The sequence below is a fragment of the Ligilactobacillus sp. LYQ60 genome (assembly GCF_045033015.1).
Taxonomy (GTDB): Bacteria; Bacillota; Bacilli; order Lactobacillales; family Lactobacillaceae; genus Ligilactobacillus.
This window is the reverse complement of sequence record NZ_JBJFZV010000001.1, coordinates 204,064-230,300: the sequence shown is the minus strand read 5'-3', so window position 1 is coordinate 230,300 and position 26,237 is coordinate 204,064. Positions and strand designations below refer to the sequence as shown.

Annotated in this window: 22 protein-coding genes; 17 read left to right on the top strand and 5 right to left on the bottom strand. The window is 47.9% G+C overall.

Annotated features, from left to right (window positions below):
• Nucleotides 1–10: 10 nt before the first annotated feature.
• Genes ACI3EZ_RS01045 through ACI3EZ_RS01035 form a run of 3 tightly spaced genes read right to left on the bottom strand, consistent with a single transcriptional unit; the run spans nucleotide 11 to nucleotide 2,510 of the window.
• A complete protein-coding gene (locus ACI3EZ_RS01045; protein ID WP_405025251.1) occupies nucleotides 11–970 on the bottom strand; it encodes an electron transfer flavoprotein subunit alpha/FixB family protein in 960 nt (319 codons plus the stop codon).
• Nucleotides 967–1,761: an electron transfer flavoprotein subunit beta/FixA family protein gene (locus ACI3EZ_RS01040; RefSeq protein ID WP_405025250.1), complete on the bottom strand. Its 795-nt coding sequence runs from the start codon at nucleotides 1,759–1,761 to the stop codon at nucleotides 967–969. The genes ACI3EZ_RS01045 and ACI3EZ_RS01040 overlap by 4 nt, the downstream gene beginning before the upstream one ends.
• A 17-nt stretch (nucleotides 1,762–1,778) precedes the next feature.
• Complete coding sequence (locus ACI3EZ_RS01035; RefSeq protein ID WP_405025249.1) at nucleotides 1,779–2,510, bottom strand: hypothetical protein; 732 nt, start codon at nucleotides 2,508–2,510, stop codon at nucleotides 1,779–1,781.
• A gap of 159 nt (nucleotides 2,511–2,669) precedes the next feature.
• On the opposite strand from ACI3EZ_RS01035, the gene ACI3EZ_RS01030 reads away from it, so the two are divergent.
• From ACI3EZ_RS01030 to ACI3EZ_RS01020, 3 genes are all read left to right on the top strand, one after another.
• Nucleotides 2,670–4,382 carry a proline--tRNA ligase gene (locus ACI3EZ_RS01030; protein WP_405025248.1) on the top strand — a complete coding sequence of 571 codons (1,713 nt, stop codon included), beginning with the start codon at nucleotides 2,670–2,672 and terminating at the stop codon, nucleotides 4,380–4,382.
• Nucleotides 4,383–4,465: 83 nt separating this feature from the next.
• On the top strand, nucleotides 4,466–8,809 hold the full coding sequence (locus ACI3EZ_RS01025) for a PolC-type DNA polymerase III (RefSeq protein WP_405025247.1): 4,344 nt from the start codon (nucleotides 4,466–4,468) through the stop codon (nucleotides 8,807–8,809).
• 170 nt (nucleotides 8,810–8,979) lie between these two features.
• Complete coding sequence (locus ACI3EZ_RS01020) at nucleotides 8,980–9,963, top strand: ribonuclease Z (protein ID WP_405025246.1); 984 nt, start codon at nucleotides 8,980–8,982, stop codon at nucleotides 9,961–9,963.
• Nucleotides 9,964–10,225: 262 nt separating this feature from the next.
• Here the strand turns inward: ACI3EZ_RS01020 and ACI3EZ_RS01015 are convergent, their stop codons facing one another.
• On the bottom strand, nucleotides 10,226–11,506 hold the full coding sequence (locus ACI3EZ_RS01015; protein WP_405025245.1) for a dicarboxylate/amino acid:cation symporter: 1,281 nt from the start codon (nucleotides 11,504–11,506) through the stop codon (nucleotides 10,226–10,228).
• Nucleotides 11,507–11,762: 256 nt separating this feature from the next.
• Here ACI3EZ_RS01015 and ACI3EZ_RS01010 point away from each other — a divergent pair, with 256 nt between their 5' ends.
• The 12 genes from ACI3EZ_RS01010 (at nucleotide 11,763) to ACI3EZ_RS00955 (ending at nucleotide 24,673) form a co-directional block, all read left to right on the top strand.
• On the top strand, nucleotides 11,763–13,385 hold the full coding sequence (locus ACI3EZ_RS01010; RefSeq protein ID WP_405025244.1) for a peptide ABC transporter substrate-binding protein: 1,623 nt from the start codon (nucleotides 11,763–11,765) through the stop codon (nucleotides 13,383–13,385).
• Nucleotides 13,386–13,397: 12 nt separating this feature from the next.
• Nucleotides 13,398–14,330: an oligopeptide ABC transporter permease gene (gene opp3b, locus ACI3EZ_RS01005; RefSeq protein ID WP_405023746.1), complete on the top strand. Its 933-nt coding sequence runs from the start codon at nucleotides 13,398–13,400 to the stop codon at nucleotides 14,328–14,330.
• Complete coding sequence (locus ACI3EZ_RS01000; protein ID WP_405023745.1) at nucleotides 14,327–15,352, top strand: ABC transporter permease; 1,026 nt, start codon at nucleotides 14,327–14,329, stop codon at nucleotides 15,350–15,352. The genes opp3b and ACI3EZ_RS01000 overlap by 4 nt, the downstream gene beginning before the upstream one ends.
• Before the next feature lie 4 nt (nucleotides 15,353–15,356).
• Entirely contained in the window at nucleotides 15,357–16,424 is a 1,068-nt protein-coding gene (locus ACI3EZ_RS00995; protein WP_405025243.1) for an ABC transporter ATP-binding protein, read from the top strand.
• Nucleotides 16,405–17,343: an ABC transporter ATP-binding protein gene (locus tag ACI3EZ_RS00990; RefSeq protein WP_405023743.1), complete on the top strand. Its 939-nt coding sequence runs from the start codon at nucleotides 16,405–16,407 to the stop codon at nucleotides 17,341–17,343. The genes ACI3EZ_RS00995 and ACI3EZ_RS00990 overlap by 20 nt, the downstream gene beginning before the upstream one ends.
• Before the next feature lie 233 nt (nucleotides 17,344–17,576).
• Nucleotides 17,577–18,746, top strand: a complete 1,170-nt coding sequence (locus ACI3EZ_RS00985; protein ID WP_405025242.1) for an MFS transporter — start codon at nucleotides 17,577–17,579, stop codon at nucleotides 18,744–18,746.
• Between the two features lie 229 nt (nucleotides 18,747–18,975).
• Complete coding sequence (locus ACI3EZ_RS00980; protein WP_405023741.1) at nucleotides 18,976–20,379, top strand: MFS transporter; 1,404 nt, start codon at nucleotides 18,976–18,978, stop codon at nucleotides 20,377–20,379.
• 123 nt (nucleotides 20,380–20,502) lie between these two features.
• Entirely contained in the window at nucleotides 20,503–21,498 is a 996-nt protein-coding gene (gene dhaK / locus ACI3EZ_RS00975) for a dihydroxyacetone kinase subunit DhaK (RefSeq protein ID WP_405025241.1), read from the top strand.
• Nucleotides 21,499–21,508: 10 nt separating this feature from the next.
• Nucleotides 21,509–22,090 carry a dihydroxyacetone kinase subunit DhaL gene (dhaL, locus tag ACI3EZ_RS00970; protein WP_405025240.1) on the top strand — a complete coding sequence of 194 codons (582 nt, stop codon included), beginning with the start codon at nucleotides 21,509–21,511 and terminating at the stop codon, nucleotides 22,088–22,090.
• Nucleotides 22,087–22,458 carry a dihydroxyacetone kinase phosphoryl donor subunit DhaM gene (dhaM, locus tag ACI3EZ_RS00965; protein WP_405025457.1) on the top strand — a complete coding sequence of 124 codons (372 nt, stop codon included), beginning with the start codon at nucleotides 22,087–22,089 and terminating at the stop codon, nucleotides 22,456–22,458. The genes dhaL and dhaM overlap by 4 nt, the downstream gene beginning before the upstream one ends.
• A gap of 358 nt (nucleotides 22,459–22,816) precedes the next feature.
• Nucleotides 22,817–23,650, top strand: a complete 834-nt coding sequence (locus ACI3EZ_RS00960) for an alpha/beta hydrolase (protein WP_405025239.1) — start codon at nucleotides 22,817–22,819, stop codon at nucleotides 23,648–23,650.
• An 18-nt stretch (nucleotides 23,651–23,668) separates the two neighbouring features.
• The gene (locus ACI3EZ_RS00955) at nucleotides 23,669–24,673 is read left to right on the top strand and encodes a glycosyltransferase family 2 protein (protein WP_405025238.1); all 1,005 of its coding nucleotides are present in this window, start codon (nucleotides 23,669–23,671) and stop codon (nucleotides 24,671–24,673) included.
• A 183-nt stretch (nucleotides 24,674–24,856) separates the two neighbouring features.
• On the opposite strand, the gene ACI3EZ_RS00950 is transcribed toward ACI3EZ_RS00955, so the two are convergent.
• Complete coding sequence (locus ACI3EZ_RS00950; RefSeq protein WP_405023736.1) at nucleotides 24,857–25,153, bottom strand: hypothetical protein; 297 nt, start codon at nucleotides 25,151–25,153, stop codon at nucleotides 24,857–24,859.
• Between the two features lie 182 nt (nucleotides 25,154–25,335).
• Between ACI3EZ_RS00950 and gmk the strand changes: the two genes are divergently transcribed.
• Both gmk and rpoZ read left to right on the top strand, forming a co-directional pair.
• Nucleotides 25,336–25,956 (top strand): guanylate kinase, encoded by a 621-nt coding sequence (gmk, locus tag ACI3EZ_RS00945; protein ID WP_405025237.1) that lies wholly within the window; start codon nucleotides 25,336–25,338, stop codon nucleotides 25,954–25,956.
• Nucleotides 25,953–26,162 (top strand): DNA-directed RNA polymerase subunit omega, encoded by a 210-nt coding sequence (rpoZ, locus tag ACI3EZ_RS00940; protein WP_283581771.1) that lies wholly within the window; start codon nucleotides 25,953–25,955, stop codon nucleotides 26,160–26,162. The genes gmk and rpoZ overlap by 4 nt, the downstream gene beginning before the upstream one ends.
• Nucleotides 26,163–26,237 lie beyond the last annotated feature (75 nt).

Sequence of the window (26,237 nt, the reverse complement as noted above, 5' to 3'; positions counted from 1 at the left end):
TTTTTTCTTATTACCACTCTTTGCACGCCGCCTGCATGAACGTCACCGCATCGCCCACGTAGCGGTAGTCCGCGTAGTCAAAGATTGGTGCGTGGGGATCGGTGTTCACCGCAATGATGGTGCCGGCATTTTTAACGCCTGCTAAGAATTGGGATGAACCTGATACACCTAATGTGATGAGGAGCCGGGGGTGAATGGTTTGGCCCGTTAGGCCGATTTGCGCCTGCACACCAAAGCCTGGAAGAAGTGACACCGGGCGGGTAGTCATAACAGCCGCGTCCAGTTGGTGGGCCAGTTGCTTTGCAAACCGGAGCCCCTCAGGAGTTGCGGCTCCCCGTCCCAGAGCAATGATTCGGGTAGCCTCCTTTGGGTGGTGTGGCGTTGTAGGGGCGGTATCCGTTTTTTCACCGGTCAGCTGGCTCAGGGGCACGGGAAACGGGGTGACCGTTACCTGGGGCTGAAGAAGGGATGTTGCGGGTACTGCTGAAGGAGTGGGGAAAACGCCCGGCCGAACACTTGCCATGGCCGGGGTTGTGGTGGTCATGATGGTGCAAGCCACGTTGTCCCCATAGGCCGGTTTGGTCTGAACGAGTTGCCCATCCTTAAACGCTAGGTCCGTGCAGTCTGCACTCAAGCCGGTGTGAAGGAGTCCTTGAACATACGGGGCCACACTTCGGCCAAGTGGGGTTGCGCTAAAGAGCACAAATGCTGGATCAATTGTCCGGATGTGGGCGGCTAAAACGGCCGCTTGTTGGGCAATGGTGGCGTCATCCGGAACTGGAATGAGCGTGGCGTGGGCGATCCCTGTGTCCTGGAGTTGGCGCTGGAGAGCGGGATGGTCCCCAGTCGACCCGAGAACTGCCATGTTTAGGGGCACCCCATCCCACTTCTGGGTGTGGGCGGCTAACTCCAACACACCCGGAGCGAAGTGGCCGTTGTGATATTCACCAAAAAGCCATCCTGTTGTCATTTGATTACCTCCCGTGATTGTTGAATAAGGGTATCTAGCTGGGTTACGGCAGTAGTTGCATCAGTTGCCAGGGTGGTTGTCGAACGCTTTGTAGGGTGAACCGGTGTCAGCGTGGTTACAGTTGTCGCAGAGCCAGCCTGACCAACCGTTGTTGGGGCACACCCGATTGCGGTGGAGTCCCATGTTTGGCATTGGCGGGTCGGATTAAGTGCCGCTGCTTGGGCAACCGTCATGGCTGCTGGAGCGAACGTTGCCGCCGTTCCGACCGTTAAAACTGCCTGGGTAGTTAGGGTAATCGTTGTTGCGGTGGTGCCGAGTTGACTGGTAACCACTGCTGGTTCGGCCGGCACAATGCGCGTGATGTTGGGGAGAAGTTCCCAGCCTAACTGAGCGGCGATGTTTCCGCCCACCTGACCGGTATCTGCATCAGTGGACTGGGTTCCAGTGATTACCAGCCGGACTGCCTTGCAATGTTGAATGGCGGCTGTGAGGGCGGTTGCGGTTGCTAGCGTATCCGCCCCCGCAAACGCCTTATCGGTTAGAAGAATAGCGCGGGTTGCTCCCATAGCAAGGGTTATTCGTAAGAGGCGTTCGTTATTGGGAGCGCCCATGCATACCGTAATGATGTCCTCATCCGGGGTGAAGCGAAGCAGCTTAGCCGCGGCCAGCGCATACCGGTCAGCCGGGTCAAGGTGGATTGCCGTTGTGGTTCGCTCAAGGTGGTGGGTTTGCGGGTCAATGGCCACATGGTCACTGACCGGAACCCCCTTAACGCATACGATAATACTCATTTTTGAGACCTCCTTAATTAACGTTGGCGGTGCATTGCGGCAAACGTGACGATGGCTGCCCGCTGGTCGTTAAGTACTGTCAATGTTTGGAGAAGTTGACTACCGGCGACCCAGCTGGTCCACTGGTCCTGATTACGAATCCCAAATGCCTTGAACGTGGCCGCCATCCGGGTGGTAATGATTCGTTGGTTAGTGCCCGCCGTAATCATGGCAACTGTTAGGGCTTCGTCTTGCTCATCATCTTGTTTGGCGGTTGTTAACGTCAAGGAATTTAAAAAGGCGGCGTGCCGTTGTGTGCTGGCGGCCATGGCGGTTAACCGAGCAATTTGGTATTGCATGGCGGGTTGCATGGCTAAGTTGCCGTTTTGGTGGGGAACGTTTTTCCCGTATTCGACCAGGTATCCCGTCATTGCTTGTTGCAAAGCACCTGCAATGGTAACTAACATGCGTTCAAATTCGCGTCGTTTGTGGGGAGTAGCATCGGCAAGGGCACCTTGAAGCATTGGGGCTGTCATTGGGGGATTTATCCCTAACTCCCAGTGAGCAGCAAGGTGGATACTCCACCGGGGAACTGCTGGGGCGGTGCGTTCAAGGAGCGCTGTCATTACCGGGGCTGGGGGCTGGTCAAGTAGCCCGCGTTCCTTTGCCCCTTCCCAGAGGGTGGTTGGCTCAGGAAGCGTTGGTGTTGCCGTTAAGTAGTCATCGCAAAACTGGGTGACAAGCGGCTTAATTAAGTCGGTTGCAATCATTCTAATTCCTCCTTGTCTATCTTGGTGAACCAATTATCCCATGATATTTTTGTGACGGGAAATATCTTGCTTGGTAATTTCGGGGTAGCTGGAGGAAGCCGGTAAAATTTGGTATCATAGGAGGCGATTATTGATACGCGGAAGCGGAAGGGGATAGCTATGAAACAATCACGGATGTTAATTCCGACACTTAAGGAAACACCGAAGAAGGCCGAGGCAGTGAGTCACCAACTCATGTTACGGGCAGGCTACATCAAGCAGATTTCTGCGGGGATGTATGCGTACTTGCCCCTGGCTTTTCGGGTGATGGAAAAGATCCAGGCCATCATTCGGCAAGAAATGGAGCGGATTGATGCCGTTGAGATGCTGGTCCCTGCCGTTGTTCCCGCTGAACTGTGGGAGGAATCGGGACGGTACGCGACGTACGGGCCGGAGTTGTTTAAGTTTAAAAACCGGCACGAAAGGAACTTCATTCTCGGACCAACCCACGAGGAGACGATGACGACCATTATACGGGACAGTATTAAGTCGTACAAAAAGTTGCCGTTGTCGGTCTATCAGATTCAAATGAAATACCGGGATGAAGACCGGCCACGTTACGGACTACTTCGGGGGCGGGAGTTTCTGATGCTCGATGGGTATTCATTTCACGTTGATGATGATAGTTTGGACGAAACGTTCCGGGCAATGGATCAGGCCTACCACAATATTTTCGACCGGTGTGGGCTTGATTACCGTGAAATTATTGCGGATTCCGGGGCGATGGGCGGAAAAACTTCTAAGGAGTTTATGGCAATCGCTCCAATCGGGGAGGACACGGTGGTGTACTCCGATCAGAGTGACTACGCGGCTAACCTGGAAATGGCAAAGAATCTCCGGGTGGCGAAAAAGTCGCATGAATCGGTTCGGGAATTGACTAAGGTGGCGACCCCGGGCAAAAGGACAATCGATGAAGTGGCGGCCTTCCTTGGCGAGAAACCGACTAATCTAATCAAGACAATGCTGTACATTGCTGATGGGAAACCAGTTATTGCCCTGTTGCGGGGGGATGACCAGTTAAATGAAACCAAGTTTACAAACCTTCTCGGAGTTAACGACTTACGCCCTGCAACCCCGGAGGAAGCGCAGCAGTATATGAACGGGGCGTCGTTTGGTTCGCTGGGGCCAGTTGGGATTGATGACCACATCAAAATTTATGCCGACCAGGATGTTGCGGGCATGATGAATATCAGCGTTGGGGCCAACGAAGACGGGTTCCACTATCAGAACGCGAATATTGGGCGCGATTTTGACGTTGAGCAGTTTGCCGACCTCAGAAGTGTCGCGGAAGGCGAGTTATCCCCAGATGGGCAGGGAACGCTGCAGTTTACCCGTGGGATTGAAATCGGCCATATCTTTAAGCTGGGAACCCGTTATTCGGAGAGCATGCACGCAACGGTGTTAGACCAAAACGGCCGGGACGTTCCGCTTAAGATGGGGTGCTATGGAATCGGGGTTTCCCGCCTGCTGTCTGCCATCATTGAACAAAATAATGACGAACACGGGATTATTTGGCCGCGCCAGATTGCGCCGTTTGACGTCCACGTTGTTCCGGTTAACATTAAAAACGACGAGCAACGGACGCTCGCCGAAAGGATTACATCAGAGCTTGAAGACCACGGCTACAGTGTCTTGCTTGATGACCGGAAGGAACGGGCGGGCGTCAAGTTTGCTGATTCCGACCTGATCGGGTTGCCAGTGCGGATTACCGTGGGGAAGAAGGCAGCCGATGGAATCGTTGAGGTTAAACTCCGGCGGGCCGCTGAGCCGATTGAGGTTAAGGTCGCCGAGTTACAAAACTCACTGGCAATCCTGTTGAAGCAGGCTGAATAGGAAAATTAGGATAAAAGGTAAGTCCCGGTAGTGTGGTCGGTTGGCCAGTCCGGGGCTTTATGTTTCTGAAGGAGGCAACGTGAATGGCGCTTGATAAGCACGCGCTTTTTGAAAAGTTATGTACGCAGGCCGGGTGGAATGCAACGGAGGATCCCACGGGTGCGCTGACGGACGCAACGGTTAACCAGGTGATCGTCCACGAACATTCTAAACGGTGGGAAATCGTTCTGGGAGTTCAGCGGGTCATTCCGTTTAAGGTGTTTTTGCGCTTTCATCAGCAGGTTAACGCGGCTTTTCAGGGAATTGTAGATGTTACCCTGCGCGTGGAGCCCGTGGAGCCGGCGGTAACTGAGCAGGAAGTTCAGGACTACTGGCCGTTTGTGGTGGCGCATAGTGCCGCAAACGAGCAGGTGGTTAACCAGGTGTGTGGCCGGGCTCCCAAATTGGTAGGGAAAACCTTACACCTTCAGGTGACGGGCGCTAACCAGGCAGCGTTGCTGAGTGAGACAACGTTGCAGGGACTTGCGGTTGGCTACCAGCAGGTGGGGTTTCCTAAGTACACGATTAAGCCGGTGATTATTGCTGGTGAACAGGCGGATCACGTACAGTACCAGGAGAAACGGGCACAAAGTGATGCGGAATTAACCAAGAAAGCCATGGCAGCTATCCAGCAGCAAACCCAACAACGAGCCGCTAAGAAAAAAAAGAAGACGGTACTAAAAGCTGAAGGGCCAGTGCTTTTGGGGCGAAAAATCAAGGATGATATTCCCGTAACGCAGATGGGTGCAATCACCGAAGAGGAACGCTCCGTGATTGTTCAAGGGTACGTCTTTAACGCTGAGGTGCGGGCCCTTCGCTCCGGGCGAAAGATTATTACGCTCGAAGTAACGGACTATAGTTCTTCGTTTGTTATTAAAAAGTTTTCTAATAGTGAAGAGGATGAAGCTCAGTTTGCTAACCTGACGGCCGGAAAGTGGATTAAGGTGCGGGGAAGTGTGCAGGAAGACTCCTACCTGCGTGACCTGGTGATCATGGCCCGCGATATTAATGAAATCCACCACACGGAACGGCAAGACACAGCGGAAGGTGATAAACGCGCTGAGCTTCACCTCCACACGACGATGAGCACGATGGATGCCACCAATTCAATCACCGACTACGTAGCACAGGCTGCCAAGTGGGGGCATAAGGCCATTGCGGTTACCGACCACGGAGACTTGCAGGCCTTTCCAGAAGCCCATTCTGCCGGCCAAAAGCACGGCGTTAAGGTGCTGTATGGGCTGGAAGCAAACGTTGTTGACGGCGGGCAAAACATTGCGTATAACGATGCTCACGTCAATCTAAAAAATGCGACCTACGTCGTCTTCGATACCGAAACCACGGGGCTGTCGGCTCAGTACGATAAGGTGATTGAACTGGCTGCCGTTAAGATGAAGGGTGGTACGGTGGTTGATCGTTTCGAAGAGTTCATCGATCCTGGGCACCCACTGTCGCAGACAACGATTAACCTAACCAGTATTACCGACGAGATGGTTCGGGGATCCAAGTCGGAGGGTGAAGTCTTTCGGATGTTTAAGGACTTTTGTGCCGGATGCGTGATTGTCGGGCATAACGCAACGTTTGACGTGGATTTCATGAATACGGGGTATGCCCGCCACGATCTTGATCCGATTAGCGAGCCGTGGATTGATACGCTTCCGTTGGCCAGGTTCCTGTACCCGGAGATGAACGGGTTCCGGTTAAACACGTTAGCCCGAAAGTTAAACGTGGCCTTAGAACACCACCACCGGGCAATTTATGATGCGGAAGCTACGGGCTATATTTACTACGCCATGTTAAAGGATGCGCAAGAACAGTACCAGATTATGTTTCATGATCAGCTTAATGATCACGTAGGAGAGAACGGGGCATATAAGCACGAACACCCGTTTCACGCCATTATTATTGCCCGGACGCAGGCAGGAATGAAGAACCTTTTTAAGCTTACATCGGCGTCAATGACCGAGTACTTCTACCGCGTACCGCGGGTGCCGCGCGCACTGCTGGAAAAGTACCGGGAAGGTTTGCTAGTGGGATCAGCGTGTGCGGACGGCGAAGTCTTTACTGCAATGATGCAAAAGGGGTATGCGGTTGCACGGGAAAAAGCGAAGTTTTATGACTACCTTGAGGTGCAACCCAAAGCTGCGTACGCGCCGTTGTTAGAGCAGGAATTAGTGAAGGACAACGCGCGCCTTGAAGAGATTATCAGTAACATGGTGAAGCTGGGTCATGAGTTAGATAAACCCGTTGTGGCGACTGGGGACGTTCATTTTATGAATAAGGAGGATGCCATCTACCGGCGGATCCTGATTCATTCTCAGGGAGGAGCCAACCCGTTAAACCGGCTTAAGGACTGGCCGGACTTGCACTTTCGCACGACGGACGAAATGCTGGATGATTTTGCTTTTCTGGGGGATGAAACGGCGCATGAAATTGTTGTTACTGCTCCCCAGCAGGTCGTTGCCCTGGTTGATGACAACGTTTCACCGGTAACGGATAAGACCTACCCGCCGAAGATGCCGGGGGCCGAAGACGATATTAAACGGATGACGATGGAGCGGGCCCACGAGTTATACGGCGATAAATTACCGGCAATTGTAGCTGACCGGCTTGACCGGGAGTTGGACAGTATTATTGGGAACGGGTTTGCCGTGCACTATTTGATTGCCCAGAAGTTGGTGGCGAAATCAAATAAGGACGGGTACCTGGTCGGGTCCCGAGGTTCCGTTGGTTCGAGTTTAGTTGCCACGATGGCGGGAATTACTGAGGTGAATCCGTTGCCTCCGCATTACCGGTGTCCGAAGTGTCAGTGGACCGAGTTTTATACTAAGGGAGAATATGGTTCCGGGTATGATTTGGAAGACCGGGATTGTCCGGAATGCGGAACGCCGCTAGTGAAGGATGGTCAGGATATTCCATTTGAAACCTTCCTGGGATTCAAGGGGGATAAGGTGCCCGACATTGACCTGAATTTCTCCGGGGATTACCAACCAATCGCACACAACTACATGAAAGTCCTCTTTGGCGCGGATAACGTATACCGGGCCGGAACGATTGGGACGGTGGCTGATAAGACGGCCTACGGATTCGTGAAGGCGTATGAACGGGATACCGAACAGAATTTACGCGGGGCCGAGGTGGACCGCCTTGCTAAGGGGGCAACCGGGGTTAAGCGGACGACCGGGCAGCACCCGGCCGGAATCTTGATTGTGCCGGCCGATAAGGAAATTTACGACTTTACGCCGATTCAGTATCCGGCGGATGATCAGAACGCTTCGTGGGAAACGACGCACTTTGATTTTCATTCCATCCACGATACACTCCTGAAAATGGATATTTTAGGGCACGATGATCCGACGATGATCCGGATGCTGCAGGATTTGTCGGGGGTCGACCCGCAGTCAATCCCGACCGACGATCCGGGAGTGATGCAGTTGTTCCAGGGAACGGAAGTGTTGGGCGTTACCCCGGAACAGATCCACTCAAAAACCGGAACACTGGGTATTCCTGAGTTTGGGACCCGGTTTGTTCGTGGGATGTTGGAGGAAACAAAACCCAAGACATTTGCGGAGTTATTGAAGATTTCCGGTCTTTCTCACGGAACCGACGTGTGGCTGGGCAACGCCGAAGACTTGATTAAAAACGGAATAATCACCATGCCGGAGGTTATCGGGTGTCGGGATGATATCATGATGGACCTGATTCACTGGGGCGTACCAAACGACGTGGCGTTTAACACGATGGAACACGTGCGGAAGGGCCGCGGAATTCCGGAAGAATGGCAAAAGATTATCCGGGACGCTGGGGTGAAGGAATGGTACCTGGAAGCTTGCTTAAAGATTAAGTACATGTTCCCGAAGGCGCATGCTGCCGCCTATGTTTTGATGGCGCTGCGGATTGCCTACTTCAAGGTTTATTTCCCGTTAGTGTACTACTGTGCCTACTTTTCCGTGCGCGCACGCGATTTTGATATTGTTGCAATGGCTCGGGGAAAGGATGCCGTTAAGGAACGGATGCAAGCCATTGAGGAGCAGGGAAACGATGCTTCGGCTAAGGATAAAACGCTTCTGGTTGTTCTTGAGCTAGCGAACGAAATGCTTGAGCGGGGCTTTAAGTTTCAGATGGTTGACCTGGAACGTTCCGCTATTTCAGAGTGGTTGATTGACGGGGATACGTTGATTGCACCGTTCTCGGCAATTCCGGGACTCGGGGAAAACGCCGCTAAGCAAATCGTGGCGGCCCGGGAAGAAAAGCCGTTTTTGTCTAAGGAAGACCTGATGAAGCGTGGGCACGTTTCGCAAACGATTATTGATTTTATGACGGAAAACCACGTATTAGACCAGTTGCCAGACGAGAACCAGCTGAGTTTGTTTGATAATATGTTTTAACAAGGTGCGGAGCCCGATTAAGGTAAGGTGCGAAGCCGCGCTCTTATCCCCATAACGATAATCAGACGAAGGGTTGGCGTAGTTGAACCACTACGCCAACCCTTTTTACTGTCCTTTCGTGCCTTTCCGCGGCATAATAAAGGGGAGTTTACAATGAGGAGGAACTAGTGATGTTAGGAGCAACGTTACTCGGAACGGGCGGCAGTATTCCACTTCCTGACCGGTACTTATCAGCGGCCGTCTTAAATTATAAGGGACGGGAAATTTTAATGGATGCCGGTGAAGGAACCGGGGTGTCCATGCGGGCTGCGCGGACGGGCTTTAAGAACTTGGATGTAATTTGCATTACCCACCTTCATGGCGATCACGTGATTGGGCTACAAGGAATCTTAGGAACGACGAGCAATACCGGCCGGACCGAACCGATTACGATTATCGGGCCGAAGGGCATTAAGGATGTCATGAAGGGCTTCCGGGTAATCATGCCATGGCTAGCTTATGACATTAACATTATTGAGGACCCGGAGCCGGGGAAGCCGATTATAATTAATAACAAATACATCCACGGTGACCTCAGCATTACGCCGCTTTTCGTTAAGCATACGCGGCCGTGTTTTGCTTACCGGGTTGATATTAAGCGGGCGCCGAAGTTTGACCCCCAGCGGGCGCGGGAGAACAACGTTCCGCAGCAATTATGGGGAAAGCTTCAAAAGAGTGAAGCACCGGTTGAACTTGACGGTCAAACGTACACCCCTCAAATGGTTTTAGGAGCACCGCGGAAGGGGCTGCGGTTTGTGTGGATTACTGACACGCGGCCAGTTCCGGAATTGCCAGAGTTCATGAAGGATGCGGACATGATTTTTAGTTGTGCTAATTTTGGTGCCAATGAGGATGAAGCTAAGGCCAAAAAGAAGCTTCACATGACTTTCGCAGACGCGGCTACTAACGCTAAAAATGCCCACGCTAAGGAGCTCGTTCTCACGCATTTTTCGCAGGCAATGCGGCATCCGGAACAGTATAAGGAAAACGCAACGAGCATTTTCCCGAATACCATTATTGGGAAGGATCACATGCACTTTGACCTGAACTTTGACCAGGATTTCGCAGAGCCAACAATCATTGAAACCCGGATTGAAGGGGAAGGCGAGGAGTAACACTAGTGAAATGGGGATGAAACAACGTATTGGTAGGAAGTAGTTTAGTGGCATTTTATTGGGCGCGATTCTTTATGATGATTGTAATCAGATAAAATAGTGGTTGGCTTTAACTGTTTCCGCTTTTAGATTTAAAGTATTGTGAAACGGGTGGTTTCCCAATGCAGCGATTTCCTGAACAAACACCCCCGGCTATTGTTAGCCGGGGGTGTTTTAGTTTGAAAATTGTTAAGATAATTGGATTGTTGTAATCAGCGCTACCTTACGCTTTAGCGTCTAAGTTTTTGATGTAGTGGTCATGTTTATCCTGACTAAATTCATGCTCTGATTTACCAATGACTAACGTGGCCGTTACGTTACCAATTACGTTAACTACCGTCCGGCCCATATCTACTAGCCGGTCAATTCCCGCAATTAGTGCAACTCCTGCAGCAGGAATTCCCGCAGTGCCTAAGGAAGTCATTAATACGATAAAGGAAGCACCAGGAACGCCCGCCATTCCCTTAGAAGCAACCATCAAAACAACTAGAAGAGTGAGTTGCTGGGTAAGGGATAGGTGGATGTGGTAAGCCTGAGCAATGAAGATTGCTGCTAATGACTGGTACAGTGCGGAACCGTCAAGGTTAAACGTGTATCCGGTGGGGATAACAAACGATGCAATGGATTTGCTGATTCCTAAATCCTGTGTTTTTTGCATGAGTCCGGGGAGGGTTACCTCGGAACTTGCCGTCGTAAACGCTAGGATAAGTTCATTCTTAACGGCTCGTAACTGTTCCGTAATTTTAAAGCCGAACAGGCGGGAAGTGATTCCTAGAACAATAAGAATAAACCCAACCATGACCGCATAGGCCATCGCAATGAATAGAAGGAGGGGCTTTAGGGTTCCAATTCCCATTTCGGCAACGGTGGCTCCCATCAGACCTGCTACTCCAAACGGTGCAAAGTGCATAATCCAGTTGGCAATCTTAAACATTACAGCGGAAACGGCGTTAAGGAAGTCAATGATGATTTGCCCACGCTCACCAATGGCTGCTGTTCCTAATCCAAAGAATACGCAGAAGAAAATAACGGGGAGCATTTTACCGGTCGACATTGCGGTAAAGATGTTTTTGGGGACAACGGAAAGAAGTAACGCCCCAAACCCACCGGAAGTGGTCTTCGCGGCGTGAACATACTGGGATATATCGGCAGCCTTTAACTTAGAAAGGTCGATCATTGCTCCTAGGTGCGAAATGTTAGAAACGATTAGGCCAATAATAAAGGCAATCGTTGATAGCACCTCGAAGTAAATGATTGTCTTCAAACCGATGCGTCCCAGTTTTTTTATATCACCGAGGTTGGCAATTCCAACGGTTAAGCAGGTAATCACGATGGGAAGAACAATCATGGAGATTAAGTTGATGAAGATCGTGCCTAAACCATTGGCAAATGCGATGAAGGATTTATTTCCGTTGAAAAAGTATCCCAAAAGAATTCCCACAATTAGTCCGATGATAATCTGGAGTCCAAGTGATAAATGATAGTGATGATGTGATGATGACATATAGTTTCCTTCTTTCTCACTTATTTTTAATTACTATATCCGTATAATAAAACAAAAACAGGTTTTTTTTCAACCTATATACGAACTATTGTTGGATAATTTTTTGTCTTATGCGTTAATCATGAACGTTAAATTAAAAATTACCAGCGCAACTAATTAGAGAAAAATGGCAAATACCATTGCTTTTTAATTTAATTCGGTATATTCTATGACTAATCTAATTAGATGCAACTTTAGTATAAACAGGGGTGATTAAATGAAAAGGCGTTTCCTCATTATGTTTAGTGTGTTGACGGCATTGGGATTAGTTCTTGGTGGGTGCCAGTCACATACTAAACGTTCAGCTGACACCCAAACATTAAATTGGGATGAGTCGGCTGAAATGCCAACAATGGATTTATCCTTAGCAACTGATAGGGTTAGTTTCAATAGTCTAGGGAATACTTTGGAAGGACTGTATCGGATTGGAAAGAATGACAAGATCGAACCAGGCGTTGCAGTTCAGACCACCGTATCACCTGACAAGAAGACGTATACGTTTAAGTTGCGTCATTCGAAATGGTCAAACGGTGACCCGGTAACTGCGCACGACTTTGTATATTCTTGGCGCCGGACGGTTAACCCTAAGACAGCGAGTCAGTATTCATACCTGTTTTCGGGAATTAAAAACGCAGATGCAATTATTAACGGGAAAAAGAAACCCCAAACGCTAGGAATTAAAGCAGAGGGAAATTATAAATTAGTTGTAACACTCAGTAAACCGATTCCATACTTTAAATTACTGATGGGATTTCCGGTATTCTTTCCGCAAAACCAACGGGTAGTTGAACGCTACGGAAGCAAGTACGGCACGGCTTCAAAGTATATGGTATACAATGGTCCCTTCAAGTTAACCGGTTGGACCGGATCGAATTTAAGTTGGAAGTTGGTTAAGAACCCCACTTACTGGGATCGAAAGCATGTTCGGTTACACAAAATTGTCGTTAATGTAAATAAGAGTACCTCAACGTCTTACAACCTGTATGAAAGTGGGCAACTCGATATGACGCCACTTACTTCAGTACAAGCCAAGCACCTCCAGGGGAACCCGGATCTTCGTGTTTTGCAGGGGGCAACGACGGCATACTTAGAGTTTAATCAGAAGCGCGTGCGGGCCCTTCGGAACCCGAATATCCGGAAGGCAATTGCGTTGGCAATTAATCGTCGGCAATTTGTAAAGCAGATTTTGGGTGATGGTTCTGTTGAGCCTAAAGGATTTGTCAGTGCAGGGCTTGCTAAGTACAACGGAAAAGATTTTGCGGCCCAAGCCGAGGTTCCTCAGGCAGTGGAATACAACCAACGGTTAGCCCGGCAGTACTGGCGTAAGGGATTAAAACAAGAAGGAATTAAACACCTAAACTTAGAGCTGCTTAGTGATGATACGGACGCCGGGAAGCAGTCAACGGACTACCTTCAAAGTCAGCTTGAAATGCACTTACCAGGCTTAAAAGTAACAACAAACAACGTACCCTTTAAAACACGGCTATCGCGGTCTACGAGCGGAAACTTCGACATGGTGATTACGATGTGGGGGGCAGACTTTTCAGACCCGATTACGTTTATGCAGTTATTGACTAGCGACAACCCACAAAACGATGGTAAGTGGAAGAACCCTCAGTATGATAAGGACATTAAGCGTGCACAGGGAGCAGATGCAGGAAACCGTGGCCAGCGGTGGCAGGACATGGTGGATGCAGAACGTGTGTTGATGAATTCGGAAGGTATTGCGCCGCTGTACCAGCAGAACCAGTCAATTTTACTTAATCCGCGGGTAAAGGGCTTAATCGTTCATCGCGATGGAGTGCAGTACAATTGGAAGAATACGTACATTGCTAAGTAAGGAGAGAGGTTCATGAAGAAATATCTATTAAAACGAATTTTAGCAATGATAGTGACGTTGTTTTTGATTGCATCAATTACGTTTTTCTTAATGCGATTGATGCCGGGGACACCATTTACAAACCAGCAGAAGCTGTCTCCTGCTCAGTTGCATATCATGAAGCAACAGTATGGGTTAAATAAGCCGTTATGGGAGCAATATCTGATTTATATGGGAAATTTGCTTCATGGAAACTTGGGAACGTCATTTCAATTTAACAATCAGCCCGTAACCGCGTTAATTGCAAGTCGGATTGGGGCGTCAGCACAATTAGGATTACAAGCAATGATTTTTGGGGTGTTCTTTGGAATTGGAATTGGTGCGATTGCAGCCGTCCACCGGAACGGTTGGGAGGACACAACCGCGACGGTAGTTGCCATTCTTGGAATTTCCGTCCCGAGTTTCGTATTGGCAATCCTATTACAGTATTATGTTGGATTAAAGCTTCATTGGTTACCGGTTGCTGGCTGGGGAAACTTTTCACATACAGTTTTGCCAACAATTGCACTGGGGGTTGGTCCGCTGGCGCAAACGGCCCGGTTTGTTCGGACTAAGATGGTTGATGTTTTAGGATCAGACTATATTCAATTGGCTAAGGCTAAGGGGCTAAGTAAGTATGAAATTGTCTTTAAACATGCCTTACGTAATAGTTTAATTCCGTTAGTCACGTTAATGGGACCGTATGCGGTTGCATTGATGACTGGTTCAATGGTAGTCGAGAACATTTTTTCTGTTCCAGGAATTGGTGAGCAATACGTTAAGTCAATTATTACAAACGATTATCCGACAATCATGGGCGTGACGCTGCTCTTCTCCGTTGGGCTGGTTGTAATTATCTTAATAACTGACTTAATATACGGATTGATCGATCCGCGAATTCGGCTAACGGGAGGCGAGAATAAATGACAGAAAGTAGTCAATTACTAGCAGATGACTTCGAACGGGTATCAACACAAAATCCTGAGCAAACTGAACAGGTAACTGGTAAGTCGCTAACCTTTGCTCAGGATGCATGGCGGCGGTTAAAAGCCAATAAGGGAGCGTTAGTTTCCCTGGTTGTAATTGTGATTATGGCACTAACGGCCTTTGGTTCAAGTCCTTTTATTACCCAGAAAACCCTTGTACATTCTAATGCAACTTATGCAAATCTTCCCGCCAAGGTGCCGGGATGTCCAATCAATGGCTTAAACGGAAAACAAAAGGTTAACGGCCATTGGGTGGATGAATATAAGGCTGCGGGTGTTCCACGGAATAAGTGTTTTGTATTGGGAACTGATAATATGGGACGTTCGTTAGCGCAACGGATTGTTTATGGGACTAAGATTTCACTGATTGTCGCCCTTGTGGCATCGTTTTTTGACGTGATTATTGGGGTGTCATACGGAATTATATCAGGTTGGTGTGGCGGCAAGGTTGACAACGTTATGCAACGAATTATTGAGATTATTTCTGCTGTCCCTAATTTGGTTATTGTGGTGTTGATGTTGGTTGTTCTTAAACCAGGATTAACTTCAATTATTTGTGCAATTGCCATTTCAAGTTGGACGACAATGGCCCGAATGGTTCGGGCTGAAACCTTACAATTGAAGTCGACGGAATACGTACTGGCTGCCCGGACACTGGGCGAGTCTCCGTGGAGAATTGCCTGGCGCCATTTGGTTCCCAACCTACTGAGCATTATTATTATTCAGTTAATGTACACGATTCCAAATGCTATTTTCTTTGAAGCCTTTTTGAGCTTTATTGGAATCGGGATTTCAGCACCAGAAACGTCGTTAGGGGTTTTGTTAAACGAAGGGCAAAAGAATTTTCAGTTCTTACCGTACCAGATGTGGTTCCCGGCAATTGTTCTCTGTGTATTAATGATTGCTTTCAATTTATTAGGTGACGGTTTGCGGGATGCATTTGATCCAAAGACAAAGGAGTAACGCGATGGGAGAAACTATTTTAAATGTTAATAATTTACGAGTCACGTTTCACACCTATTCTGGTGATGTTCAGGCGATTCGAAAAATTAACTTTCACCTTAATCGCGGGGAGACCTTAGCGATTGTTGGTGAGTCTGGTTCGGGAAAATCAGTGACCGTAAAGGCAATTATGGGATTGTTAGCGCAAAATGCTGAACTAAAGGACGGACAGGTACTTTTCCACGGAAATGATGTGCTTCATATGAAAAAGCATCAACTTGAAGAATTACGAGGAAAAGATATTGCGATGATCGCCCAGGACCCGATGACGTCGTTGGACCCAACGATGCAGGTTGGGAAGCAGGTTGCTGAACCACTGATTAAGCATAAGCACGTTGAAAAAGCAGCGGCATGGCGGGAAGCGGTTCGGTTCTTAAAGCTTGTTGGAATTCCTAATGCTGAAAAACGGGCGCATGATTATCCGCACCAGTTTTCTGGAGGACAGCGGCAACGGATTGTAATTGCGATTGCATTGATTTGCCATCCTGAAATTTTAATTGCAGATGAACCAACGACTGCACTTGATGTGACGGTGCAGGCGCAAATTCTTGATTTAATGCGGACAGTTCAACGGAAATTCGGGACATCAATTATCTTTATTACCCATGATTTAGGGGTTGTTGCGGGAATTGCTGATCGGGTAGCAGTAATGTATGCCGGACAGATTCTCGAGTATGGGACGGTTGATGATATCTTTTATAATCCGCAACACCCATATACATGGGGGTTATTAAATTCAATGCCAACGTTAGCTACTAAGGATCGGTTAGATGCAATTCCGGGGACTCCGCCAAACTTAATTAATCCTCCCGTGGGGGATCCGTTTGCTGCCCGTAACCCGTACGCTTTAAAAATTGATCAGCGGCGGCAACCCCCGTTTTTCAAGGTTTCAGCAACCCATGCTGCGGCAACGTGGCTACTGCATCCTGATGCTCCCCAGGTGACACCGCCGCCAGAGATTCAACGCCGGTGGGCGCAGTTTGCTAAGTTGAATAGTAAGGAGGTTCCTGTTAATGACGCAAAAAATTCTTGAGGTTCAACATTTAAAACGTTACTTTGAAAGGGGCAACGGAAAGGTTGTTCGGGCGGTTGATGACGTCAGTTTTTCTGTATACCAGGGAGAAACGTTTGGGCTTGTTGGGGAGTCTGGCTCTGGTAAAACGACAACGGGACGGAATATTATTCGGTTAGATCACCCTACGGCTGGGCGGATTGTGTTTGATGGGCAAGATATCAGTGAAATTCATGGGCGGAAGGAACAGTTGGCCTTTGCCCAAAAGGCCCAGATGATTTTTCAGGATCCCCAGGCTTCATTGAACCCGCGGATGACTGTAGAAGACATCATTGCAGAGGGGATCGATGTCCATGGCCTTGCCCAAAATAAGGAAGAACGGCATGCAATGGTTGCCCGCTTGCTAAAAACAGTAGGGTTGAATTCAGACCATGCTAGTCGGTATCCGCACGAGTTTTCGGGAGGGCAACGGCAACGGATTGGGATTGCACGTGCTTTAGCAGTTAATCCGCAGTTCATTATTGCTGATGAACCCATTTCTGCGTTGGATGTCTCAATTCAGGCACAGGTTGTTAACTTAATGAAGGATTTACAGCGCAAACGTGGGATTACGTACCTGTTTATTGCCCATGATTTATCCATGGTTAAGTATATTTCTGATCGAATCGGGGTAATGCATCACGGTAAGTTATTAGAGGTTGGTCCGGCAGATGAAGTGTACGAACATCCCCTTCATCCGTATACCGAAAGTTTGATTTCGGCGGTTCCGGTTCCTGATCCGCATATTGAGCGGGCACGGCACCGGAAGGATTACGATTCAAGTGTTGAAAAACAGGTGGAGGGGCGGAAGTTACGCGAAATTACTCCCCAACACTTTGTGTGGTGCACTGCTGAAGAGGCGCATGATTACAAGCAGCGATCGGCTGCGGTAACAGCTTAGTAGTTGCGTTTGGGGGTTAAATGTAGCTTATAATGGGACGCCGACAGAATCGCTTCATAATTGTGAAGCGATTCATGGAACGACGTCCCATTTTTAAGCGAGTGATAATGTTTCTTGGTGTACATGATGTTGAAATGGAGACTAATACCGTTCTGGTAAATTGGCCTCCTAATAGGTTATTAAAATAAGCGAAAGCGGATGTTTAATGATAACAATAAAGGGGAAAATTAATAATGAAGAAGGTAATAATTTATAATGGCCTGTCTAATATTATGTTAGAGCTGGTCATGTGGATGATTTATTTAAAACAAATGGGCTGGTCCGTTGGTGAAATTGCATTACTAGAAAGTGTATTTACCATTTGTCAGTTTCTTTTTGAATTTCCAACGGGGATTATTTCTGATCGACTAGGTCATAAAAATGCGTTATTGTTGGGGGAAACGTTAAGTATTTTGTATTTAATTACGTATTTCTTCCCGGCCCAACATTGGCTATTGTACGTTGGTTTTGTCTTATTTGCTCTGGGGTTAGCGCTCATTTCTGGAACGGACGTTTCCTTGATGTACGAATCAGTGCCGGAGGCTGAGAAAAAGAAATTTTTAAAATATTCCGGTTACTTTAACATGGTAGCAATTTTTGGAATGGCAATTAGTAACGCTTTAGGCGGAGCGATTGCAAAATATTCATGGGTGGCTTTATTTGCCTGCTGTATTTTAATTCGGGCGTTAGCTTTCTTTACGGCCTTAAGCATTAATCCCGCTGATTTTGGTGGTGATGAAGTGGAAGATTTACAGTCGTTTAAGCAGATTTGGCACCGGTTCGGGGTGTTTGTGCGCGAAAGCCAAGCATTTCGGTGGGTGATTCTGTTAATGTGTACTTCATCAGCAGCCGTTACGATTAGTCATCAATACGGGCCATTAATGCTGACTAAGGGAGGCCTTTCCGTTGCCCAAGCAGGGTTTATTTTCGGATTGATGGCATTGATTGCAGGACTTATTTTGGCTTTTCTCTATAAAATAACAAAGGTTATTAAACCGCTAGTTTTATCGTTTGTATTGCAATTAGGATGTCTAGTATGCTTTGGAAGTTTTCTTTGGCACCAATTATCGTTTGTGTTAATCGGATTGATGTTTATTAACATTGCTTTTGAGCTGTGGAATGCAATTTTTGAAGCGGAAATTCAGCGAATGTCTTACGAAGGAATCCGAGCTACCGCGATGTCCGTTATCTATTTTGGCGAATCCTTGTTAATGACGGTTGGTTCATGGACGATTAGTTTATTTAGTCGAACTTATAGTTTGACAAGTATTGTGGGTATTTTAGGAAGCATTTTATTTTTAATTGCATTATTTGGCTTAATCGGATACGCGCGGATTACTTCTAGGAAATATGAAGGTGATTAATTAGAAACGGGTAAATTAGAATAATTTAAAAATATCGGTTAGTATATTTAATTACTGCGGTAGAATTGGTTAACATAAAAACAGATAATAAAAGCGACGGAATACAAATGTAGTATTCCGTTTTTGTTGTCAATTTAATGATGAATTGCATTTTAGTGATAAAAGAGTAAAATAAGTCTATGTGTCGATGAGTAAATGACAAGTAAATTATAATAAAGGACTGATGATTATGGACACATTATCAGCGGATAGCGAAGCGGCCTGGTCTGGCCGGGCAAAACGCAATGTATGGCTCTATGTTTGGATTTACGGGTTATTAGGAGCCGTTACGGGGATTACAAACTACGCACTGATGTCGTATTACCAAATTGTGGCTCCCCAGTTAGTGAAGGGGTTTAACCTGTATAGTTCAATTGGAACGTTAATCCTTTCATTACTAATTGCCCTAATTCACCGGACAGGGTTTAAGAAGATTATGTTAATCGCGCCGCCAATTACGGTTGCTGCACTAGTAGTTACCGTAATAACAAATAATGTGCCGTTGATTATCATTATGTGCGTTGCTTCAACCATTACGATTGGGATTTATGATTACCTGTACCCAATTATGTTTGCGGTATACATTCCGCGGAAAAAGCAGACCAAATGGATGACGTACATACTGGTGGATAATCTGGTATGTCAGACGGTATTGACGTTCCTCGGCGGAAAGCTGGTTGTGTACTTTTTTGCACTGCTGCAACATATTTCCTACGGAAAAGCATCAGCCTTATCAGCTCATCAGGAAGCCATGCATGGTGTAATGCTAGCGAACTACACAACTGCTTACCGGTGGGTGATTGTAATTGCAGCGGTCCTTGCAGGATTAGCGTTTATTTTCGCGCTATTCTTCCGGGAGAAGCCAAGTGACTACCGTGAAACCCCTGTTGAACGGGAACGGGACGAAGCAGCTCAGCGTCCAAGTAACTTTAAGCAGTTAATGACTAAGACGGTATTGATATGGGTATTATACCTGGTGCTTGTACGGTTTGGGGCGTTATTGGTAACGCCGTACTTCCCGATTTACCTGAACAATTACCTGCACATGCCACGGGGGGTAGCTGCAACGGTTAATACGTTCCAGAACGCTGCCATGTTCTTGGGTTACTTGTTAGCGCCATTCCTGGAAAAGAAACTAGGATCAATTGTTTCAATGGCAGCGGCAGGAATTACCGTTGCTCCGATGATGATTCTAATGGCCAATGGGCGTGCCTTAGGGACCGGAACGGTCGCCGTTGTTATTGTTGGTGTGGTTTTGTTCTTGCGGTCAGGTATTGCGAACGCAACGGCACCAATCCAGCAGTCATTGCAGATGGCGATGGTGTCAAAGGATTTACGGCCAGCCTTTAGTTCGGTTGTGTCGTTGGTTAACTCATTGATGGGAGTTGTTTCCGGACTATTCTGTACGTTCTTCCTCTTTAAGTCATTATCCGGATATGCAACTGCATACTACATTGCGGGCGCACTGTACGTTGTTGCAGCGGTCTTCATCCTAATCTTCTTCAAGAAGAAGTACAACCGGATTATGGATGAAGTACCAACGCAAGCGAAAAGCGATGCGGTAGTAGCTGAAAAGGAAGACGGCGAAGAGTAGGAACCAAGGTTAGTTTTGAATTAAATGAATTTGATTAGGCGGTGACGATAAACGACACCGCTTAATTTGAAGCTGCATTTGAAAACGCTTTATTATACAATGAAACTGAAAGGAGCGGTGGACATGAAAAAGATTATTAATGATCCAGCAAATGTTGTGCCGGAAATGCTGCGGGGAATGGTGGGAGCATATCCGCAATATATCAAACAGATCCCCGAAATGATGGCCGTTGTCCGGAATGATGAACAATCGATGGTCGGGAAGGTTGGCATCGTAAGCGGTGGTGGAAGTGGTCATGAACCCGCTCACGCTGGTTACGTTGGAAAAGGTATGTTGAGTGCGGCAGTAGCGGGACAGGTCTTTACGTCGCCTACTCCCGACCAGATTTACGCAGCCATTCAAGCAGCCAATCACGGGAAAGGAGTGTTTTTGGTAATTAAGAACTACTCCGGTGATGTAATGAACTTTGAGATGGCACAGGATATGGCAGCAATGGATGATATTCCGGTTAAATCTATCGTCATTGACGATGATATTGCCGTTGAAAACAGCCTGTATACTCAAGGTCGCCGGGGCGTCGCTGGAACGGTTTTGATGCACAAAATTTTAGGAGCGGCTGCGGATCAAGGAGCGAGCCTTGATGAAATTGAGCAGCTTGCCCAGCGAGTCCTTCCGCACATTAACACCATTGCGGTGGCCCTATCCGCGGCGACCGTTCCCGAAGTGGGTAAGCCGGGATTCGAACTTGCTGCCGATGAGATTGAGTACGGAGTGGGAATTCACAGTGAACCAGGGTATCGGCGGGAAAAGATTAAGCCGTCCAAGGAGCTGGTTGCCGAACTCCTTGGTAAAATTGATGATAACCTGCATCTCGATGCGCAAAAAGACTACGCGGTGCTCGTTAATGGCATGGGAGCCACGCCGCTAATGGAGCAGTATATCTTTAGTAACGATTTGCTGACGCAGTTAGCGAACAAGAAAATTAGACCAGCGTTTATGAAGGTTGGAAATTACATGACGTCAATTGACATGGCAGGGATTTCCCTGACCATTATGGAAGTGGCGGATAAAAAGTGGCTGGAGTACCTGAATTATCCGGTTGCAACGATTGCATGGTAGGAGGGAAATTATGAAACTAACGGTTGAAAGGGACGTTCAGTGGATGACAAATTTTGCACAACTTATTACGGCGCATAAACAAGAACTGAATGACCTTGATGATGCGATTGGCGATGGTGATCACGGAAGTAACATGGTGCGGGGGATGGATGCGGTCATGGCTACCCTTGAACCAGCACCAGCGACCCTTACTGAAGCCCTAAAGAAAACGGCTATGGCATTAATTAGTAAGGTTGGTGGGGCGGCGGGACCGTTATACGGCACGGCCTTCTTAGAAATGGCGAAGAAGAGTGCGGTAACGAACGATGCGGGCGAACTGCTTGCTGCCGCGGCTGCCGGGGTAATGAAACGGGGTGGTGCCCACCCCGGCGATAAAACGATGGTTGATGTCTGGCAGGTGGTAGTTCCTCAGATTCAGGATGATACTTTTACGGAAGAAGCTATCCAAACGGCGGTTGAACACACCCGCGATCTCGTTGCGCACAAGGGCCGGGCTTCTTACCTTGGTGAACGGGCGAAGGGTCACCTTGATCCCGGGGCGGTTTCCACCGGATACCTGCTTACTGCTTTATTAGACGTGGGGGTGGAATAATGCTTGGAATTACCGTTGTGTCCCACGTGCCAGAAATTGCCGCGGGTGTCGTTCAGTTGCTCAAACAAGTTGCGGGAGAAACCCCCATTACGTTTGCGGGGGGAACCGATGATGGCCGGATTGGTACTAGCATGGAAAAAATCACCGCTGCCTTTGCGGATAACCCGGCGGATACAATCCTGGCTTTTTACGACCTTGGCAGTGCTAAGATGAACTTGGAAATGGCGAGCGAACTCACCGATAAGGAAATTCATATCTATAATGTTCCGTTGATTGAAGGCGCGTACGTTGCAGCGTCGCTCATTCCGACGGGAGCAACACGTTTGCAGGTTGAGGAGCAGTTGGCACCACTAATGGTGAAAGGTTGATTTTTACCGTGAATTGGGGAATGTAAGCTTCTAGTACGGGAAAAATTCACTAATAAGGTGATGAGAGCGTCCATTATGCGGTGGATGTCTCCTGTTTAGCTGGTGGTTTTTGTGTTTGGTGGGGGGATGAACCCATCATGATTGGAATTACGAAGATTTAGTTAAAGTGTATTTACACGTCTAATTTAAGGAAAAGGTTGGGAAAAAGGTCCCGATCTTTTTGTTTCTTCCGGGCAATCGGGTGTTCCCTCCTGGTTTGTTACCGCTTTTATATGGTCGGGGAATTGAAAATAGCAATTTTAATAGAATAATTATAAAATAGGATTAGTTATTTTACTGATTAAGGGGTGGTGCAACGATGAACCACGGTAAACGGATCGGGTTGCTTGGACTTATTATGGTAATGATAATTGGCATGGTAGGAGGAGCACGGTTAGCGTACGCTTCCAAAACGAGGAAAAAACAACCTCAGGTGGTAACGTTGTTCGTGCACGGCTATGGGAGTAGTGCGCACGCGGAACAGCATATGGTGCAGGCTGCTGAACGCGCTGGGGTGACTCATACGGTGGTGCGCGCCGATGTTAGTACTCGCGGGAAGGTGCGTTTGTCGCGGACGTTTAACCGGCAGGCTAAGAATCCCATCGTAGAAGTGCAATTTGCGGCTAACCGGGAATCCCAATCAACCCAAAACGCGGCATGGTTGCACCGAATTATCGTCCAACTTCAACGGGACGATCACGTTCAGCGGATTAACTTCGTGGGCCATTCAAAGGGAAACGTTGATATTATGACCTACCTGTTACGGTACGGGAGTGATCCTAACCTGCCGCGGGTAGAAAAGCAGGTGGCAATTGCCGGACCGTTTAACGGGGTACTTCGGATGGCCGGAAGTAATTCTGCGTTAACCAAGGAGGGCGTACCAACCCATCCAACCGCTACATATCAACGAATTGCGCAACTTCGGCGAACCTATCCGCAGGGAATCCGGGTGCTGAATATTTACGGCAACATTAACGGAACAAATGCAGACGGGACGGTCGGGAATAATTCTTCCCGCGCAATGCGGTCCCTTACGGTGCGGGCTAAATCGTACCGTACGGTCATGATTTCGGGATGGAAGGCTCAGCATAGTCGATTGCACGCCAATCACCAAGTTGACCAGTTATTGATTCATTTTCTGTGGCAAAGATAAGATTAAGGAGGTGCGGTGATGCCAGAATTAACGGTAATTATGCCTGTTTATAACGTGGCGGCGTACCTTAAGCAAACCCTGGCAAGCTTGCAGCAGCAAACGATGCCTGAATTTAAGGTCATCATTGTAAATGACGGCTCAACGGACGAAACAGGTGCAATTGCAAAGGCAGTATGCGCGCGCGATTCCCGCTTTACGCTGGTAACTACCCCGCATAGGTCGGCTGCGCATGCCAAAAACGTGGGGGTCCAACGGGTGACGACGCCGTACGTTACGTTTGTTGACGGGGATGACGTCCTTGATCCGACGGCGTTTGCGGGGTTAGTCCCGCTTTTAAAACAAATGCCGGATTTAATTATCAGTGACATTGCGTTTGATGGTCCGGGCAACCAAGAACGCCAGTCGCACTTAAACCTGCCACCGAAGATGGACCAAGCGGCGTTCATTGCTGCTTTTCCCCAATTGTATGCTGCTGACGGGATGTTTTATAACTGTAATAAGGTATACCGGCAGACGTTATTACAACCGCTTACTTTTCAGAATTTACCGGTGGGCGAAGATACGGTTTTAAATTACCAGTATTTCTATCAGTGTTCGGTGGTCCTTACTAGTCCAAGTGCGTACTACCATTATCAGCAACGGGTTGGTTCGGCGGTTAATCACTATGATGAACACCGGCTGGCTGTTCGGGCAACTGAAACGGCAGCACTTTGTTCCTTATTGAATCAATGGCACAGTCCGGCGACTGCCACGCTAATCACTGCGGACTGGTTAAAAACCCTGACGTTATGTCGCAAAAATATTTACTTTTCCCGCCCAGACGGAACAAGGTTATCGCCGCCAACACGACTTAAGCAGTTACATGAGGTGCTGGTGGAGTGCTTACGGCATATTGACGAACAACAGTGTTCGTCTTCTCAACGCCATCAGATTGAACAGTACCGGCAATTATTACAGGATCCGGCGGCGTTACGACAAGCGGATAAGCAATGGTTTACCCAGAATAACGATATTATGTTTTAGAAAAGCAAAGAAAATAAGGATGGTTTAAAACAAACAACGGGCGTGGTGGAAGAAGCCCGCCATACGGATCACGGGAGATAGGGTCGAATGACTAGTACCAATCTTTTGTGATCGTTTTTTGTACTGAATTATGCGAAAAAGTAAGGAGGCCGTAGCTCTCACCACGACCTCCAATTGGGTTATTTAATTATCATACGCAACGTGCTCAATTTGGCTAGGGCGGATAATCCGCTTAACTTTTTCCCCGGGGACGGTCAGAACCAACGCATCAGTGGCGTTTAGCCAATTAAGAATGCCGTGGAGTGGAGCTTCACCCGTTGTGAGGGTCACGGTGACAGGTGTTTGACCGTCAACCAACTGACTAAGTGGCGTGGTTTCAGTGGTAACCTGACGCTGAACCGCCGCTTCCGGCGAAAAGAAATACTCGAACTGCGAGTTTAACTGGTGTAAAAAGGTCGCAATCGACTTACGCGTTAACATGAACTTATCCCCCTTCTTAACAAGATGATGACTTTATTATACAAACGAGCGTTCGAAATCGCAACAGAAAATTACGATTAAGTTACAAAACATTGACAGTTTGTAACCTAACCCTTGTCAGAATGGGGCATTCCGCCGTATGATGGTTACAATAAGTTTGATTAAGGGTGAGAAGAGGAAGTATGGCGAAAAGAGGAATGTTGATCGTTTTATCCGGGCCGTCGGGTGTCGGCAAGGGGACGGTTCGGAAGCGGATCTTCGAACAGGACGATAATAAGTTTGATTATTCTGTTTCAATGACTACCCGGAAAATGCGCCCGGGGGAAATCAATGGGAAGGACTACTACTTCGTTTCGAAGGAGGAGTTTGAGCAGGAAATTGCAAACGGGGGCATGCTGGAGTATGCCCAGTACGTCGATAACTACTACGGTACGCCGTTGAAGTACGTTAACGAAAAATTGGATAGCGGAAAGGATGTTTTCCTCGAAATCGAGGTTAAAGGCGCGATGCAGGTGCGAAAGAAGTGTCCGGCTGGACTCTTTATCTTCCTGACACCGCCGGATTTGATGGAGCTCCGGCAGCGGATTATTAACCGGGGTACTGATGACATGGCGACGATTGATAAGCGCATGAACAAGGCCAAGGGTGAAATTGAAATGATGCAGAATTACGATTACGCCGTTGTGAACGATGAGGTTGATAAGGCTGCGGAAAAGATCAAAACCATTATTCGGGCAGAACGGTGGCGGGTGAAGCGCTTCCTACCTGATTACAAGAAACACTTAGGAGATGAACTCAAATGATTTTATACCCATCAGTTGATAAGTTATTAGAGAAGGTTGACTCCCGGTATTCACTGGTGATGCTGGCTGCTAAACGGGCTCACGAACTCGATCTAGGAGCTTTACCACTATTAAGTAAGTATAATTCAAGTAAGAACGTGGGGCGGGCCCTGGAAGAAATCGCGGCTGGTAAGCTGAAGATTAAGGGTGCTGACCAGGAAAAGTAGGCAGTGATGAACCGGGTGACCGGTTCTTTTTTTTACCCGTAAATCTTGCTAAAATGAAGGCATAATTAACGCAAT